The 14,431-nt window shown below is 47.2% G+C and carries 12 protein-coding genes; 9 read left to right on the forward strand and 3 right to left on the reverse strand.

The annotated features are described in order from the left end of the window. Positions 1-72: 72 nt before the first annotated feature. From KNO91_RS01740 to KNO91_RS01760, 5 genes are all read left to right on the forward strand, one after another. Positions 73-948, forward strand: a complete 876-nt coding sequence (locus KNO91_RS01740) for a transcriptional regulator CcpC (protein ID WP_214789121.1) — start codon at positions 73-75, stop codon at positions 946-948. Beyond that, the gene (locus tag KNO91_RS01745; protein ID WP_074035009.1) at positions 948-2,069 is read left to right on the forward strand and encodes an N-acetyldiaminopimelate deacetylase; all 1,122 of its coding nucleotides are present in this window, start codon (positions 948-950) and stop codon (positions 2,067-2,069) included. Before KNO91_RS01740 ends, KNO91_RS01745 begins: the two co-directional genes overlap by 1 nt. A gap of 258 nt (positions 2,070-2,327) precedes the next feature. Then, complete coding sequence (locus tag KNO91_RS01750) at positions 2,328-3,716, forward strand: cytochrome ubiquinol oxidase subunit I (RefSeq protein WP_214794222.1); 1,389 nt, start codon at positions 2,328-2,330, stop codon at positions 3,714-3,716. Between the two features lie 14 nt (positions 3,717-3,730). Beyond that, a complete protein-coding gene (locus KNO91_RS01755) occupies positions 3,731-4,762 on the forward strand; it encodes a cytochrome d ubiquinol oxidase subunit II (RefSeq protein ID WP_214794220.1) in 1,032 nt (343 codons plus the stop codon). Between the two features lie 130 nt (positions 4,763-4,892). Beyond that, on the forward strand, positions 4,893-5,555 hold the full coding sequence (locus tag KNO91_RS01760) for a potassium channel family protein (protein WP_214695570.1): 663 nt from the start codon (positions 4,893-4,895) through the stop codon (positions 5,553-5,555). Positions 5,556-5,637: 82 nt separating this feature from the next. Here KNO91_RS01760 and KNO91_RS01765 read toward each other — a convergent pair whose 3' ends face one another. Beyond that, positions 5,638-6,426, reverse strand: a complete 789-nt coding sequence (locus KNO91_RS01765; RefSeq protein WP_214815818.1) for a Cof-type HAD-IIB family hydrolase — start codon at positions 6,424-6,426, stop codon at positions 5,638-5,640. Between the two features lie 200 nt (positions 6,427-6,626). Here KNO91_RS01765 and rnjA point away from each other — a divergent pair, with 200 nt between their 5' ends. Further along, the gene (rnjA, locus tag KNO91_RS01770; protein WP_015881254.1) at positions 6,627-8,294 is read left to right on the forward strand and encodes a ribonuclease J1; all 1,668 of its coding nucleotides are present in this window, start codon (positions 6,627-6,629) and stop codon (positions 8,292-8,294) included. Positions 8,295-8,351: 57 nt separating this feature from the next. Next, positions 8,352-9,809, forward strand: a complete 1,458-nt coding sequence (locus tag KNO91_RS01775; RefSeq protein ID WP_214815821.1) for a phospholipase D family protein — start codon at positions 8,352-8,354, stop codon at positions 9,807-9,809. A gap of 40 nt (positions 9,810-9,849) precedes the next feature. On the opposite strand, the gene KNO91_RS01780 is transcribed toward KNO91_RS01775, so the two are convergent. After that, positions 9,850-11,475, reverse strand: coding sequence for an alpha/beta hydrolase (locus KNO91_RS01780; protein ID WP_214815824.1), 1,626 nt, complete (start codon positions 11,473-11,475; stop codon positions 9,850-9,852). 1 nt (position 11,476) lies between these two features. Beyond that, positions 11,477-12,016, reverse strand: a complete 540-nt coding sequence (def, locus tag KNO91_RS01785) for a peptide deformylase (protein ID WP_214794212.1) — start codon at positions 12,014-12,016, stop codon at positions 11,477-11,479. Positions 12,017-12,347: 331 nt separating this feature from the next. Here def and pdhA point away from each other — a divergent pair, with 331 nt between their 5' ends. Beyond that, positions 12,348-13,433, forward strand: a complete 1,086-nt coding sequence (gene pdhA / locus KNO91_RS01790) for a pyruvate dehydrogenase (acetyl-transferring) E1 component subunit alpha (protein WP_214789099.1) — start codon at positions 12,348-12,350, stop codon at positions 13,431-13,433. Positions 13,434-13,436: 3 nt separating this feature from the next. Further along, positions 13,437-14,414, forward strand: coding sequence for an alpha-ketoacid dehydrogenase subunit beta (locus KNO91_RS01795; RefSeq protein WP_074034993.1), 978 nt, complete (start codon positions 13,437-13,439; stop codon positions 14,412-14,414). The last annotated feature ends 17 nt before the right edge of the window (positions 14,415-14,431 follow it).

Raw genomic sequence — 14,431 nt, forward strand, 5'->3', positions numbered from 1 at the left:
ATGATATGATACATTGAAACAAATACTTATTCAGTATACAATCTTTCAAACGATAGAGAAACAGGTGACGTCATGCAAGTATCGGAAGTAGAAGTGTTGATTATCCTTGCAGAAGAATTGAATATGCGTAAAGCGGCGGAACGATTATTCGTTTCCCAGCCGGCGCTTAGTCAACGGCTCGTGACCATCGAACATCAATGGGGGAAAAAGATCTTTGTCCGTTCGACTCGTGGTCTTGCCTTGACGCCAGATGGGGAAAAAATCATCGAGTTCGCTAAAAAAATGTACAGTGAGGAACAAGAACTACGAAGCGAGTTGACCGCGAATCCAGGGGAAGTATATGGGACGTTAAAAATTGCGGTCGCTTCCATCATGGGGCAGTACTGGCTCCCGAAAGTGCTAAAGACGTTCGTAGAGCGTTATCCGTCCGTCCGAGTCAAATTGGTCACTGGATGGTCGAGTGAGATGATGCGTTACATGCTCGAAGAGAATTTTCATATCGGTATCATTCGGGGGAATCCGGATTGGCGCGGGGAGCGTATGAAGCTGTTCTCCGACTCCCTGCACTTGGTCGATTTGAAAATGACAGACCTCGCCCAACTCAAAAATAACGAGCGCTCGTTCATTCAATTTAAGAGTGACTCGACATATTACCAGGAAATATTAGAATGGTGGCAGGAGCGCTTTTCAAGCCCGCCGCTCACCACTCTCGTCGTCGACCAGATTGAGACATGCAAACAGATGGCATTGCACGGAATCGGCTTTGCGATTTTACCGGAGTCCACCATCAAAGATGTCAATGAGATGAATAAGATTCCGTTAACCTCGTCAGGCGGCGTGCCGCTCGTTCGGGACACATGGATGCTGTCGACAGAATCGATGTTAGAATTGGCACAAGTTCAAGCATTTTGGGACATTGTTGAAGAAGTTACGAAGGAGACTGAATGATGAATTGGGCAATCGAAGCAAGAAGACAACTGCATTTAATTCCAGAAGCAGGATATGAAGAATTCAAAACACAAGCGACACTCGAGCAATTGATCCGTTCGCTTGATTCGCCACGTGTTCATATCACCCATTGGCGGACGGGTCTCTTCGTCCGCGTAGACGGTCTTGTCGGTGAGAAAACGATTGGGTATCGCGCCGACATGGATGGGCTGCCGATTACCGAGGAGACGGGTTTAGAATTTGCATCGATTCATGAAGGGATGATGCATGCATGTGGTCATGACGTTCATATGTCCATTGCGCTCGGATTGATTAAGCGGGCGGTCGAAGTCCCGTTCAATCACCATCTTGTCGTCTTCTTCCAACCTGCTGAAGAAGGGCCGGGCGGGGCAGAACCGATGGCGAAATCTGAATTGTTCTATCACTTCCGTCCGGACGCCTTATTCGGATTACACGTCGCACCGGAATATCCGGTTGGGATGGTGGCCTCTAGACCAGGCGTATTATTCGCGAGTGCACGCGAACTGCATATTACGATTCATGGAAAAGGAGGACACGGCGCCTTCCCACACGCAGGAATCGATGCCGTCATCGTCCAAGCCGCCCTCATCATGCAACTGCAAACAATCGTGTCACGGAACATTGATCCGATGGGCAGTGCAGTCGTCAGTATCGGGAAAGTCGCGGCTGGAACAAAAGAAAATATCATCGCCGATACGGCCAAATTAGATGGGACGGTACGCGCGCTGTCTGACAAGGAGATGGTCGTACTCGAGAGTCGGATTCGTCAAATCATCGCCGGTGTCGAAATGACCTATAACGTTCAAATCGACCTGGAATTCGGCAATCGCTATCATGAGGTCGTCAATGATGAGCGCTACCTCTATCAATTCGAAGAAGCGGTCGAAGAAGTGGGATATTCGTATAAGACGTGTGTCCCTGCCATGACAGGTGAAGACTTCGGTTATATGCTGAAGCAAGTTCCGGGGTTCATGGTTTGGCTCGGTGTGAACGATATGGGATCAGGTCTCCATCAATCAACACTCAACCCGGATGAACGGGCGATTGAAGTGGCCATCGAATTGTTCGACCATTATTTCCGTACAGTCATGATTCAATGACGTGAGCGGTCGCAGTTGCGACCGCTTTTAGTGTGCCCGAAAAAGAGTGAACGAGGGAGAAAAGGGGAAAGAAAGATGCATGTAAAGCGACGATTTTGTGGCGATTGCTCAAATGTGAACATTTTGCGAACTCGAGCATTGAGACATTACAGCGCAATATAAAATCATTATGATGTAAGTATCGAAGGGTATTCATCTGTGATTGTCGTTTCATACATGGGTTCGAAGCGATAGAGAGAGATAGGAGGTAATCAATAGATGTTTCAAGATCCTGTCCTGATGAGTCGAGCATTGACGGCACTCACGTTAGGTTTTCATGTGATTTTTGCCACACTCGGCGTCGGGGTTCCACTTTTAATCTTATTGGCAGAATTTTTAGGGATTCGTAAAAAAGACCCGAAATATACCCTTATGGCTCGCCGGTGGTCACGCGGTTATGTCGTGACGGTTGCGGTCGGGGTTGTAACGGGTACGGCAATCGGTCTACAACTTTCATTATTATGGCCGAACTTGATGCGCGTTGCGGGTCAAACAATTGCACTCCCGCTATTCATGGAGACGTTCGCGTTCTTCTTTGAAGCGATCTTCCTCGGGATTTACTTGTACACGTGGGATCGTTTTAAAAATCCATGGCACCATATGCTGGTCGGGATTCCAGTCGCGGTCGGTGCATTGTTCTCTGGGTTCTTCATCACAACAGTAAACAGCTTTATGAACCAACCTGTAGGGTTCGATATCGTAGACGGTCGTTTGGCGAACGTCAGTCCGCTTGAGGCGATGTTCAGTCCGGCTATGCCGACGAAGATGGCACACGTACTGACATCTGCGATTTTAACATCTGCGTTCATCTTAGCTGCGATCGCAGCCGTACAATTGTTGCGTCAGCGTCGTAATCAACTTGACAAGATGTCGATTGAGTATCACAAAAAAGGTCTTCGTTTGACGATGACAGTTGCTTTGATTTTTGCGATCGCGACAGCACTCGTCGGAGATTTCTCAGGTAAATATTTGGCTCAGTATCAACCAGATAAATTAGCAGCAGCAGAATGGCATTTTGAAACCTCCTCCGAGGCAGAATTGATTCTCGGTGGTTGGTTAGAAGATGACGGAGAAGGCGGATATGAAGTCCGAGGCGCATTGAAAATTCCTTACGCGCTCTCCATTCTCGCCGGTGGTGTCCCGAACTATGAAGTGACGGGTCTCGATGAATTTGCTAAAGAAGACCAACCACCGCTCTTTGTTCACTACTTGTTTGATGCGATGGTCGGGATTGGGATGCTTCTCGCACTCATCTCCTTCCTATTCGTATTAGGGCGTTATATTAAACGTTTGAACCAGTTCAGTAAACCGATGCTCTTTGCGATTGCAGCCGGTGGACCGCTTGCTATGGCAGCCATCGAATTCGGTTGGTTCTTCGCTGAATTTGGTCGCCAACCGTGGGCGCTTTATGAATTGATGCGTACGAGTGAAGCAGCTACGACGTCGGCGAATGTCGGTTGGATGCTTGTCGCTTTCGCGATCCTCTACGCGGTACTCGGAACAGTCACGGTAGTCGTACTATCACGTCTGTTCAAAGAGAACCCAGTAGGGAAAGAACTAAAACAATCCGAACATCGTGGTGAAGCGATGTTTGCGGATGATGTGTGATCGGAGGGTATGACATGCAAATTCAAGAGTTAGGGATTGCCGTCTTATGGACATTCTTGTACGGCTACCTCATCGTCGCATCGATTGACTTCGGTGCTGGCTTCTTCGCATTCTATAGCCGTTATACGAAACGGGACCACTTAGTGAACCGTCTCGTCAAACGGTATTTGTCACCGACGTGGGAAGTGACGAACGTGTTTTTCGTCTTCTTCTTCGTCGGGATTGTCGGATTCTTTCCGGATACGGCCTACTATTATGGAACGGCGCTACTCGTTCCAGCGTCAGTCGTGTTGATCTTACTTGCGATTCGCGGTAGTTTTTACGCGTTCGCCAACTACGGGTCGAAAGAAAGTACGCTATATATGTTTCTATACGGGGCCACGGGATTACTCATCCCGGCTTCGATGTCGACAGTATTGACGGTCAGCCAAGGTGGCTTCATCACTGAAACCGAGAATGGCGTCTTCTTCGATGGGGCGAAATTGTTCACGAACTTTTACTCGTGGACAGTCGTTATTTTAGCGATTGTCTCAGTGTTGTATATTAGCGCAATGTTCCTATTGTTCTATGCGGACAAGGCGCGCGATCAAGGTGCGATCGAACTCGTCAGAAAATGGGCGCTCTTCTGGAGCGTTCCGACGATCATCGCTTCAGGTCTCGTCTTCTTCGGTTTGAAGTCGCAGGCAGCTTGGCATTATGAGAGCATTCTCGGAGGGAACTGGTGGTGGTTCGCGATGAGCTTCCTCTTCTTCGTGATTGCCGTCTCATTCGTCTATATGAAACGAAACTATGGGATTGCCTTCTTGATGGTCATGGGACAATTCTTCATGGCATGGTTCGGCTACGGATATTCACACTTACCGTATATCTTGTATCCGTACATCGATATCAACGGAAGCGTCGTCAACGAGTCGATGGCGGTGGCACTCGTCATCGTGTTCATCTTAGGATTGCTCCTTCTCGTTCCGGCCCTCTATTTGTTACTCCGTTTGTTCCTGTTTGACAACGATTATGTGCGCGGGAAACGTTCGAGCGGAAAAGCGTGATTTGAAAGATGGGGTTTCCTTCATATAAGGAGATCCCGTCTTTGTTTTTTATGTAGAGTTTTGAAAGGGAATCAGTTACACTGAACGAAGAATCAAGAAGAGAACAGGTGTAGGAAAGGGATGTAGCATCATGACAGGTGAATTTGCAGTCATTGGATTAGGACGGTTTGGTGGGTCGATCGTCCGTGAATTGTCTTCAAACGGATATGACGTCCTCGCCATCGATTCAGACGAAGAACGCGTCAATGAGTTTATGGGGCTGGCAACTCATGCGGTTATCGCGGATACGACAGATGAAAATGTGTTGAAGAGTTTGGGGATTCGTAACTTTGAACACGTCATCGTCGCCATCGGTGAAAACATTCAAGCTTCGATTTTAACGACGTTGATTTTAAAGGAACTTGGCGTCCAAATCATCACCGTCAAAGCGACGAACGATTACCATGAAAAAGTTCTCCGTCGCATCGGTGCGGATAACATCGTCCACCCGGAACGTGATATGGGTGTTCGAATCGCAAACGGATTGATGAGCCAGAGCATTTTGGATTATCTAGAGTTATCAAATGAGCATTCGATTGTCGAAATCAAAGCATCAGACAAGCTATCGAATAAATCACTCATCGATTTGGACTTACGGGCGAAGTACGGAGTCAACATTGTCGCGATTCGTCGTGATGATGATGTCCTCATTTCTCCGCAGGCAGATGAGATGATCTTATCGGAAGATATTTTAATTATCATCGGGAAAGATACCGATCTAGACCGGCTCGAGCGAACGTTACGCTCGAAGTAAAAACAAAAAGACCTCTTGAGCGATACCGTGATCGTTGAATCGATTGATCCAACTCGGCGGTTTGACTCAAGCAGGTCTTTTTTTAGATTAACTTCATCGCTTTCAATCCGTATTCGATTCCATCTTCAAGGATTGATTTCGTGACGAAGTCCGCAACGTCCTTCGCTTCAGAACGGGCATTTCCCATGGCAATGCCTGTACCTACATACTGGAGCATAGCCAAGTCGTTCAACGCGTCTCCGAACGCATACGTATTCTCGAGACGATAGCCGTTCGCTTCGATAAAGTGACGAATGCCGTCAGCTTTGCTGGCGCCTTTGTTAATGACGTCCATCGCATGCGGATGCCAGCGGATGAAGTCAAACTCATGATAGGCATCGAGATAGTGATGCTCGTCTTCAGGTGTGCAGTAAAGGAGCGTCTGATACACGTCTTCTTTCGCATGGAAGTTTGGTTCATAACGAGGAATCGGCATATCGAGCTCTCCAAGCGATTGTTTGACGATGGCGTCATCCGGTTTAGAGGCACCTCCACGGTCTTGTCCGAGATAGACGAGAGTATGGTCGTTCGAAGTGGCGTGAGTCGTCAAACGACCGAGCGCATCTTTAGATAGCGTGTTGCGATACACGATCTCACCTTGATGCACGACGATTTGGCCGTTGTAACAAACGAAGCTATCGATTCCAACGCGCTCTGGGATGTCCGATAACATCGCCGGTCCTCGCCCCGTTGCGATAAACGTCTCGACACCGTTTTCGCGCAGCGCTTGAATTGCTGAAATCGTCGAAGGTGGAATATAGCTGCCTTCATGTAAGAGCGTGCCGTCAATGTCGAAAAAAACAACTTTTTGATCTTCCATGTGATTCACCATTCTTTCTCTTTGTCTAAAAAATATGTTTTTCAAACCCACTAAAAGGATAACACGAAATAGGGAAACTACCACGAATATCACATCGTTAGTGAAATATTGCCATGAAATGAGCTATAATGAAAAAAGAATCTTACGGACATATTCGAGAATCACTTATGTTTCACATAGATGTATTAATAATTGAAGTAAGGAGAGATTAAATGAAGTTTGTTAAGAACCACCAAACAGCCGTGTTCGCATTAGGCGGACTAGGAGAAATCGGGAAGAACACATACGTTGTTCAATTCCAAGATGAAATCATCGTCATCGATGCGGGAATCATGTTCCCAGAGGATGACTTGCTTGGGATTGACTATGTGATTCCAGATTACTCGTATTTGATTAAAAACAAGGACAAAGTAAAAGGGGTATTCATCACGCACGGTCACGAAGACCATATCGGGGGGATTCCATTCTTACTCAAGCAAGTCCAGTTACCGATTTACGCTACGAAACTTGCGCTCGGTTTGATTAAAGTAAAACTCGAGGAACATGGATTGTTGCGTGAGGCGGAACTCCATGAAATTGATGAGGATTCACTCATCAAGTTCCGGAAGACGAGTATTTCCTTCTTCCGGACGACACACTCGATTCCGAACTCACTCGGTGTGGTCGTGAAAACACCACAAGGGAACATCGTCCATACAGGTGACTTCAAGTTCGACTTCACTCCAGTCGGTGAACCGGCAGACCTCGCGAAGATGGCGGAGATTGGAAAAGAAGGTGTGCTCTGTCTCTTGTCTGACTCGACAAATGCGGAAGTCGAAGGCTTCACGATGAGTGAGAGCGTCGTCGGCGGAACGATTAGCGAGACGTTCCGTAAAGCGGATGGTCGAATCATTTTCGCAACGTTCGCTTCAAACATTTATCGATTACAACAAGTCGTCGATGCGTGTGCCGAAACAGGACGTCATCTCATGATCTTTGGTCGTTCGATGGAGAAGGTCATGACGATTGGGCAAGAACTCGGATTCATCAACGTTCCAAAAGGGATGATCATTGAAGCGAATCAAATGCGTCACTATGACCCGAATGAGATCGCCATTCTTTGTACCGGCTCACAAGGTGAACCGATGGCAGCGCTTAGTCGAATCGCCAACGGGACACACCGTCAAGTGTCGATCATTCCTGGAGATACGGTCATCTTCTCATCTTCTCCGATTCCGGGGAACGCTATCTCGGTCGGGAAGACGATTGACCAATTGTATAAAGCGGGGGCTGACGTCGTTTACGGGAAGTTGACGAACATTCACACGTCAGGACACGGTTCGCAACAAGAGCAATTGTTGATGATTCGCCTTCTCAATCCGAAATTCTTTATGCCGATCCACGGAGAGTATCGTATGTTGAAGAAACATGCCGAACTCGCTGAATCGGTCGGCATTCCAAAAGAAAACAGCTTCGTCATGGATAACGGGGAAGTGCTTGCCGTCGACTCTGAGTCGGCTGCTGTCACTGGTAAAATTTCTGCGAACGCCGTCTACATTGATGGGAATGGAATTGGCGATATCGGGAATATTGTACTAAGGGATCGTCGTATCCTTTCTGAAGATGGACTCGTCGTCGTCGTCATCAGTATCGATGGCAAGACACGCAAACTCGTTTCAGGACCAGATATCATCTCACGTGGTTTCGTCTATATGCGTGAATCAGGTAGCTTGATTCGTGACGGCGAACGTCTATTGAAGAAAACCGTCGAACAAGGGTTGTCAAATAAACAGATGAAGTGGTCGGAGATGAAGCAACTCGTATCCGATACGCTCACACCGTATTTGGCACAAAAGACGCGGAGACACCCGATGGTCCTGCCGATTATTATGGAAGTATGATCTAACGGGCTGTAGGTGACTACAGCCCGTTTTTTGAACTGTAAAGGAGGAGAGTTTATGGCTAAGGGGAAAGGAAAAAAAGGGTGGTTTAAGTGGATTGCGGCCATCATTGCTGTCGTTTTCCTCATCACACTCGTGTATCACCAGGTCAAACCGTTACCGGATGGCGTATCACGACAATCAGAACCTTATCTCATTTCGGATGATCAAATTGATTTTCTTCATGATTTGACATACCAAGGGGAGGATACGGAGATTGTCGAGCAAGAAATTTTTAACGAAGTCGAGCGGGCGATTCGGGAAGCCGAAGAATATATCGTTATGGACTTTTTCTTATTTAACCCTTATTCCAACGAAGATCGGCAATATCCGGATATTACATCACGATTGTCCTCGGCGTTGCTTGAACAAATGGAGCGTTACCCAGACTTGAAGGTCGTCTTTATTACAGACGATATCAATACAACGTATAACGGACACGTTTCCGACCATTTCGATGTGCTTGAGGAGGCGGGGGTAGAAGTCGTGTACACGAACCTCGACGCGCTGCGTGACCCAAACATTTTATATTCCACATTTTATCGGATGGCGCTCCAATGGTTCGGCGATAGTCAGGACGGATGGTTGCCAAACCCGATGGCCTCGTCGGCACCAGACATCACCGTTCGTGCCTATTTGAGACTATTAAACATTAAAGCGAACCATCGGAAGGTGATGGTGACAGAAAATGAGGGGTTCGTGTTATCAGCGAATCCACATGATGCTAGTGGATATCATTCGAACGTCGGGGTCCATTTAAAAGGACCGATTTTAAAAGAGATTGTAGAAGGCGAGCAAGCGGTCGCAACGTTCTCGAAAGGGGATGCCCGACGCTTCCCGGACGATGAGGCACTATCTAGCATCGAGCGTGCACCGACTGAGGCGCCGATGGAAATTCGTTACGTCACGGAAGGGAAGATTCAAGAATCAGTGCTCGATGCGATGAATGGAGCGGAGGACGGCGATACGATTTGGATCGGGATGTTCTATTTGGCTGACCGAAACATTATCCAAGCGATCGAGGATGCCGCAGGTCGAGGCGTGACCGTGAATCTGATTCTCGATCCAAACACGAACGCGTTCGGTCGCTCGAAATCGGGCTTGCCGAATTTACCGGTGACGGCAGAACTGAATACCGTCAATCCTGAACAAATCGAGATTCGATGGTATGACGTCGGCAAGGAACAATATCATCCGAAAATCTTATATGTGGACGGAGACGAGAAGACGGTCATGTTAGGGTCAGGGAACTATACGACTCGGAATATGAACGATTACAACCTTGAAGCAGACGTCGAAGTGAAAGGTGAAGTCGATACAGCTTTCTTTAATGAAGTTGATGATTATTTTAATCGCTTATGGAACAATGAGGACGGAACGTACACGGTCGCATATGATGAGATTCAAACCGATCTCCCACTAGGCAAGTACGTGATGTATTGGCTTCAAAAAGTAACGTGGACGATGACGTATTAAACAAACAGCTATCCTCAACATGAGGATAGCTGTTTTGGCGTCAATTCGTTTCGATTGGATTAAACTCGTTCGTATATTCGTACAAAAACTTCCCGGTCTCTTTCAAGACATCACTTTTACGGTGAAGCGAGAAGTGATCGTACGGGACGGTCTCTGTCTGAATGTTATTCGTATATTCTTCGAGTAGCAGAGAACTAGATGGCTCAATTAGATTGAACTCACCGCCTCGTCCGGAGAAGGACAGCACTTGTACGGAACGTGGCCACGTCTCAAGTTTTGATTGGAACGCCTGTAACCCGTCCGAATTCGGGGACAAGTCACGAATGGCAGGGCTCCCGGTATTGATTCCAAAATTACTGGCGGACAGCCCGAAATTTGCGAGCCGAGTGCCGCCAAATGGACTGTCGAACGTGACGAATTTATCGATGATATATGTCTCCTGGTTCAGGATATAGTTGGCAGCGGCAACACCACCCATACTGTGACCGAGAATATACATGCGGTCGAATGAACGATTTCTCGATTTCTTGTACGTCTCGATAGCTGAATTCAACCATTTCGTTTGATTGTTCAATGAAGCCTCTGCATCCTCGAACTCGATTCGAACGATCGGGCGATTCGAGCTATAGTCATAAATTTCACAGTCAGTTTTTCCCTTCACAGTTACCGTACAAAGGGCACCGTCAGTCGCTTGACCGCTCTGTTCCATCGCTTGTGAGAAGCGCAAGAAGGTTCGGTCGGTCCCAAGCAAGCCGTGTACCGCGAACGTCGGAATGAATTCGTTCGTTTGTGACGCTTGGCGAATCGCCTCGGATTGCCGCTCATTCGCCAATTCTTGTCGGAATGTACCGACAATCAGTACGAGCGAGAGTGAGACGATCAATAATCCTAACAGTCGTGAGCGAATCGATGTTTCCCTAGGGTTACCGACGTTCCGTCTATACTTACGCCAAATGAAATACCCTAAAATGATCGCTGCCACGAACACGACGATGGTGATCACCCATGCTTTAATATTCGGGACGTGGGCGACGAGTTTCAAATTATTTTGGCGACCGCCGTACACTTGCCATTCCACATGTTTCATAGAGCGAAGGTCGAGACCGGTCCCGTCTTCCACGAACACGCCGGTCGGAACGGTCAAATTAAAGCGGATATCGGCTTGCCGGATATATCGTTCAGCTAATTTCTTTGGCGAACCCGACAGTTCGACACCCGGTAAGTCAACCTGGTCTAGTCTGAGGTCGAGGTTCGTCTGCATCGTATAGGAGTCGAACCAGATGCCGTCTCGCTGTTCGATATCGAACTGAATGTCTGGTGGGACTAAAATACCGGCTGGTCCCGTTTTCCACTCTTCTTTAATTCCTTGCAACTCATCCACATTGCGAAACGTCTTCTTCAAGATCATTCCTTCATAGTCATCGGCACTCGAATAATCTTCGGTTTCGTACCCGTTGTCTTCTGCCTGTTCCTTCCACGTATCCCAGTCGAGCCTTAGATTGAGCAACTTCATCACCGGGTGGTCACGGAAAGCGTATGTGGTTTCGAGTGAAACGGATTGATCGTAGTGAACGGTCGCATCGTAATTGATGCGCACACATCCGCCGATTAAAAGAAATAAAAATGGGAATAGTAACAACAGTGCCCTTTTTCTCGAGCTAAACATGTTAAATCGGTTCGCCGTAAGTGTCTAACGGGTTCGATGTATTGATGCGGTCATAAAATAAAATGCCGTCCAAATGATCGAGCTCATGTTGACACACGATGGCACGCATTCCGCGGAGACGCATCTTGATTGGCTGTCCGTCTCGGTCGAACCCTTCTAATGTAATTCGACGAAAACGAGGTACGTTTCCTTTGACCACGCGGTCGACCGATAAGCAGCCTTCCCCACCATTTAAAAACGTTTGTTCAACGGAATGGCTTGTGATTTTAGGGTTGAAGATGGAAAGCTTAAACGTTTCTTCCTCTTCTTGTAGCAAGACTGTGAAGAAACGACGGTTCACACCGAGTTGTGGCGCGGCAATGCCAACTCCACCTCGTAACTCGTATTTTTCGCTCATCTCTGGGTCTTGACTATTGACGAGGAACGTCTCCATCTCGTCGAGTAACGCCAAATCTTCTGTAGTTGGCGGAATCGGTACTTCGGTTGAGCGAGCGCGGAGTCGCTCGTCTCCTTCGCGAATCACGTCTTTCATCGTTAACATATGCAACTTCCTTTCTGTAAAACGTATATGATTGATTATATCATATTTAAACAGGAAGGAATGTGGATGATACAGAAGGTGAAACGAAAATGATACAGAGACAAAATGAATGTCATATGCCTTGAATGTAAGCGTTTTATTTCAGTAAGCATATTTTTTGCGTTATTATAACAACCCGTTTTATACTAACTAGGAAACGGCAGGAGAGCATAACTTTCCTGAATTACGTTAATACAGATTGCTTTTTTGGACAGATACACGTAAGATTTGAGATAGTGTTTGATCACAAAAAAGACAATTGTCTCATAGTTGAAAGGATGAGGTGAAACGAATGAACAACGTTCAGGTACTTCAAAACGTGGAAGAAAACTTCCAAACGTTCCGTATTCTCGACGAGAAGGGTGAGGTCGTCAACCAAGACGCAATGCCTGACCTAACGGACGAGCAACTTCAGGAACTCATGCGCCGCATGGTCTATACTCGAATCTGGGACCAACGCGCCATCTCACTTAACCGTCAAGGACGCCTAGGATTCTACGCGCCAGTGGCAGGTCAAGAAGCGACGATGATCGGGACGCAATACGCGCTCGACAAAGAGGACTGGATTCTTCCAGGATACCGTGATATTCCACAACTCGTATTCCACGGACTTCCGCTTTATCAAGCGTTCTTGTTCTCACGTGGACACGTGGCAGGAAACCGCATCCCTGAAGGTGTCAACGTATTGATGCCGCAAATCATCATCGGTGCACAAATCATTCAAACTGCGGGTGTGGCTATGGGCCTCAAACGCAATGGCAACAAAAATGTCGCTATTACTTACACAGGTGACGGTGGCTCATCACAAGGTGACTTCTACGAAGGATTGAACTTTGCAGGTGCATTCAAATCACCAGCAATCTTCGTCGTTCAAAACAACCGCTTCGCTATTTCAACACCAGTTGAAAAGCAAACAGCAGCTAAAACGATCGCGCAAAAAGCTGTTGCAGCTGGAATCAACGGAATTCAAGTAGACGGAATGGACGTTCTTGCAGTGCTTGCAGCGACACAACAAGCTCGCGTAGATGCACTTGAAGGAACACCTACACTTATCGAGTCACTCACTTACCGTTACGGACCACACACGCTCGCTGGGGATGACCCAACACGTTACCGTACAAAAGAACTCGATACAGAGTACCAAGAAAAAGATCCACTCGTACGTTTCCGTCTCTTCCTTGAGAACAAGAAACTCTGGAACGAAGACATGGAGAACGAAGTGATCGAGCAAGCGAAAGCTGACGTGAAAGATGCAATCAGCCAAGCGGACAAAGAACCAAAACAAAAAGTTTCGGACTTCATCAACAACATGTTCGAAGAACTTCCTTCAAACTTGAAAGAACAGCTTGAAGAATATACTGCAAAGGAGTCGAAGTAAGTTATGGCTCAAATGACAATGATCCAAGCGATTACTGATGCGATGCGCGTTGAAATGAAACGCGACGAGAAAGTACTTCTCTTCGGAGAAGACGTTGGTAAAAACGGTGGGGTATTCCGTGCAACGGAAGGTCTCCAAGACGAGCTCGGCGAAGACCGTGTCTTCGACACGCCACTCGCTGAATCAGGGATTGGTGGTCTTGCAATCGGTCTAGGTCTTACTGGATTCCGTCCGATCATGGAAGTTCAATTCTTCGGATTCGTATTCGAAGTATTCGACTCAATCGCAGCTCAAATGGCACGTATGCGTTACCGTTCAGGCGGCGCTTACAGCCAACCAATCACAATCCGTTCACCATTTGGTGGTGGAGTTAAGACACCTGAACTTCACGCGGATAGCCTTGAAGGTTTGATGGCTCAGACACCTGGTCTTAAAGTTGTTATTCCATCAACTCCGTACGATGCAAAAGGTTTGTTGATCGCGTCAATCCGTGACAACGACCCAGTTGTGTTCCTCGAGCACATGAAATTGTATCGTTCATTCCGTGGCGAAGTACCTGAAGGTGATTACACAATCGAACTCGGTAAAGCAGATGTGAAACGTGAAGGTACAGACGTTTCAATCATCACTTACGGTGCGATGGTGCACACTTCACTTAAAGCAGCGGAAGAGCTTGAAAAAGAAAACATCAACGTTGAAGTCATCGACCTCATGACAGTGAGCCCGCTTGATATCGACACAATCGTAGAATCTGTTAAGAAAACAGGTCGTGCGATCGTCGTTCAAGAAGCACAACGTCAAGCAGGTATCGCAGCGAACGTTGTAACTGAAATTCAAGAACGCGCAATTCTTCACCTCGAAGCACCAGTTCTTCGAGTAACTGCACCAGACACAGTCTTCGCATTCGCACAAGGTGAAGACATGTGGTTACCAGACCATAAAGATGTCGTTGCAAAAGTTAAGGAAGTTGTGAACTTCTAAGATCGTGTCGAATAAAC

This window comes from Exiguobacterium sp. s59, assembly GCF_018617475.1.
GTDB classification, from domain to species: Bacteria; Bacillota; Bacilli; order Exiguobacteriales; family Exiguobacteriaceae; genus Exiguobacterium; species Exiguobacterium aestuarii.

Coding starts and splice junctions, on each gene's coding strand:
- KNO91_RS01755 (WP_214794220.1), top strand. CDS start 3,731: ATGCAAATTCAAGAGTTAGGGATTGCCGTCTTATGGACATTCTTGTAC.
- rnjA (WP_015881254.1), top strand. CDS start 6,627: ATGAAGTTTGTTAAGAACCACCAAACAGCCGTGTTCGCATTAGGCGGA.
- KNO91_RS01795 (WP_074034993.1), top strand. CDS start 13,437: ATGGCTCAAATGACAATGATCCAAGCGATTACTGATGCGATGCGCGTT.
- KNO91_RS01740 (WP_214789121.1), top strand. CDS start 73: ATGCAAGTATCGGAAGTAGAAGTGTTGATTATCCTTGCAGAAGAATTG.
- def (WP_214794212.1), bottom strand. CDS start 12,016: ATGTTAACGATGAAAGACGTGATTCGCGAAGGAGACGAGCGACTCCGC.
- KNO91_RS01760 (WP_214695570.1), top strand. CDS start 4,893: ATGACAGGTGAATTTGCAGTCATTGGATTAGGACGGTTTGGTGGGTCG.
- KNO91_RS01765 (WP_214815818.1), bottom strand. CDS start 6,426: ATGGTGAATCACATGGAAGATCAAAAAGTTGTTTTTTTCGACATTGAC.
- KNO91_RS01780 (WP_214815824.1), bottom strand. CDS start 11,475: ATGTTTAGCTCGAGAAAAAGGGCACTGTTGTTACTATTCCCATTTTTA.
- KNO91_RS01775 (WP_214815821.1), top strand. CDS start 8,352: ATGGCTAAGGGGAAAGGAAAAAAAGGGTGGTTTAAGTGGATTGCGGCC.
- KNO91_RS01745 (WP_074035009.1), top strand. CDS start 948: ATGAATTGGGCAATCGAAGCAAGAAGACAACTGCATTTAATTCCAGAA.
- pdhA (WP_214789099.1), top strand. CDS start 12,348: ATGAACAACGTTCAGGTACTTCAAAACGTGGAAGAAAACTTCCAAACG.
- KNO91_RS01750 (WP_214794222.1), top strand. CDS start 2,328: ATGTTTCAAGATCCTGTCCTGATGAGTCGAGCATTGACGGCACTCACG.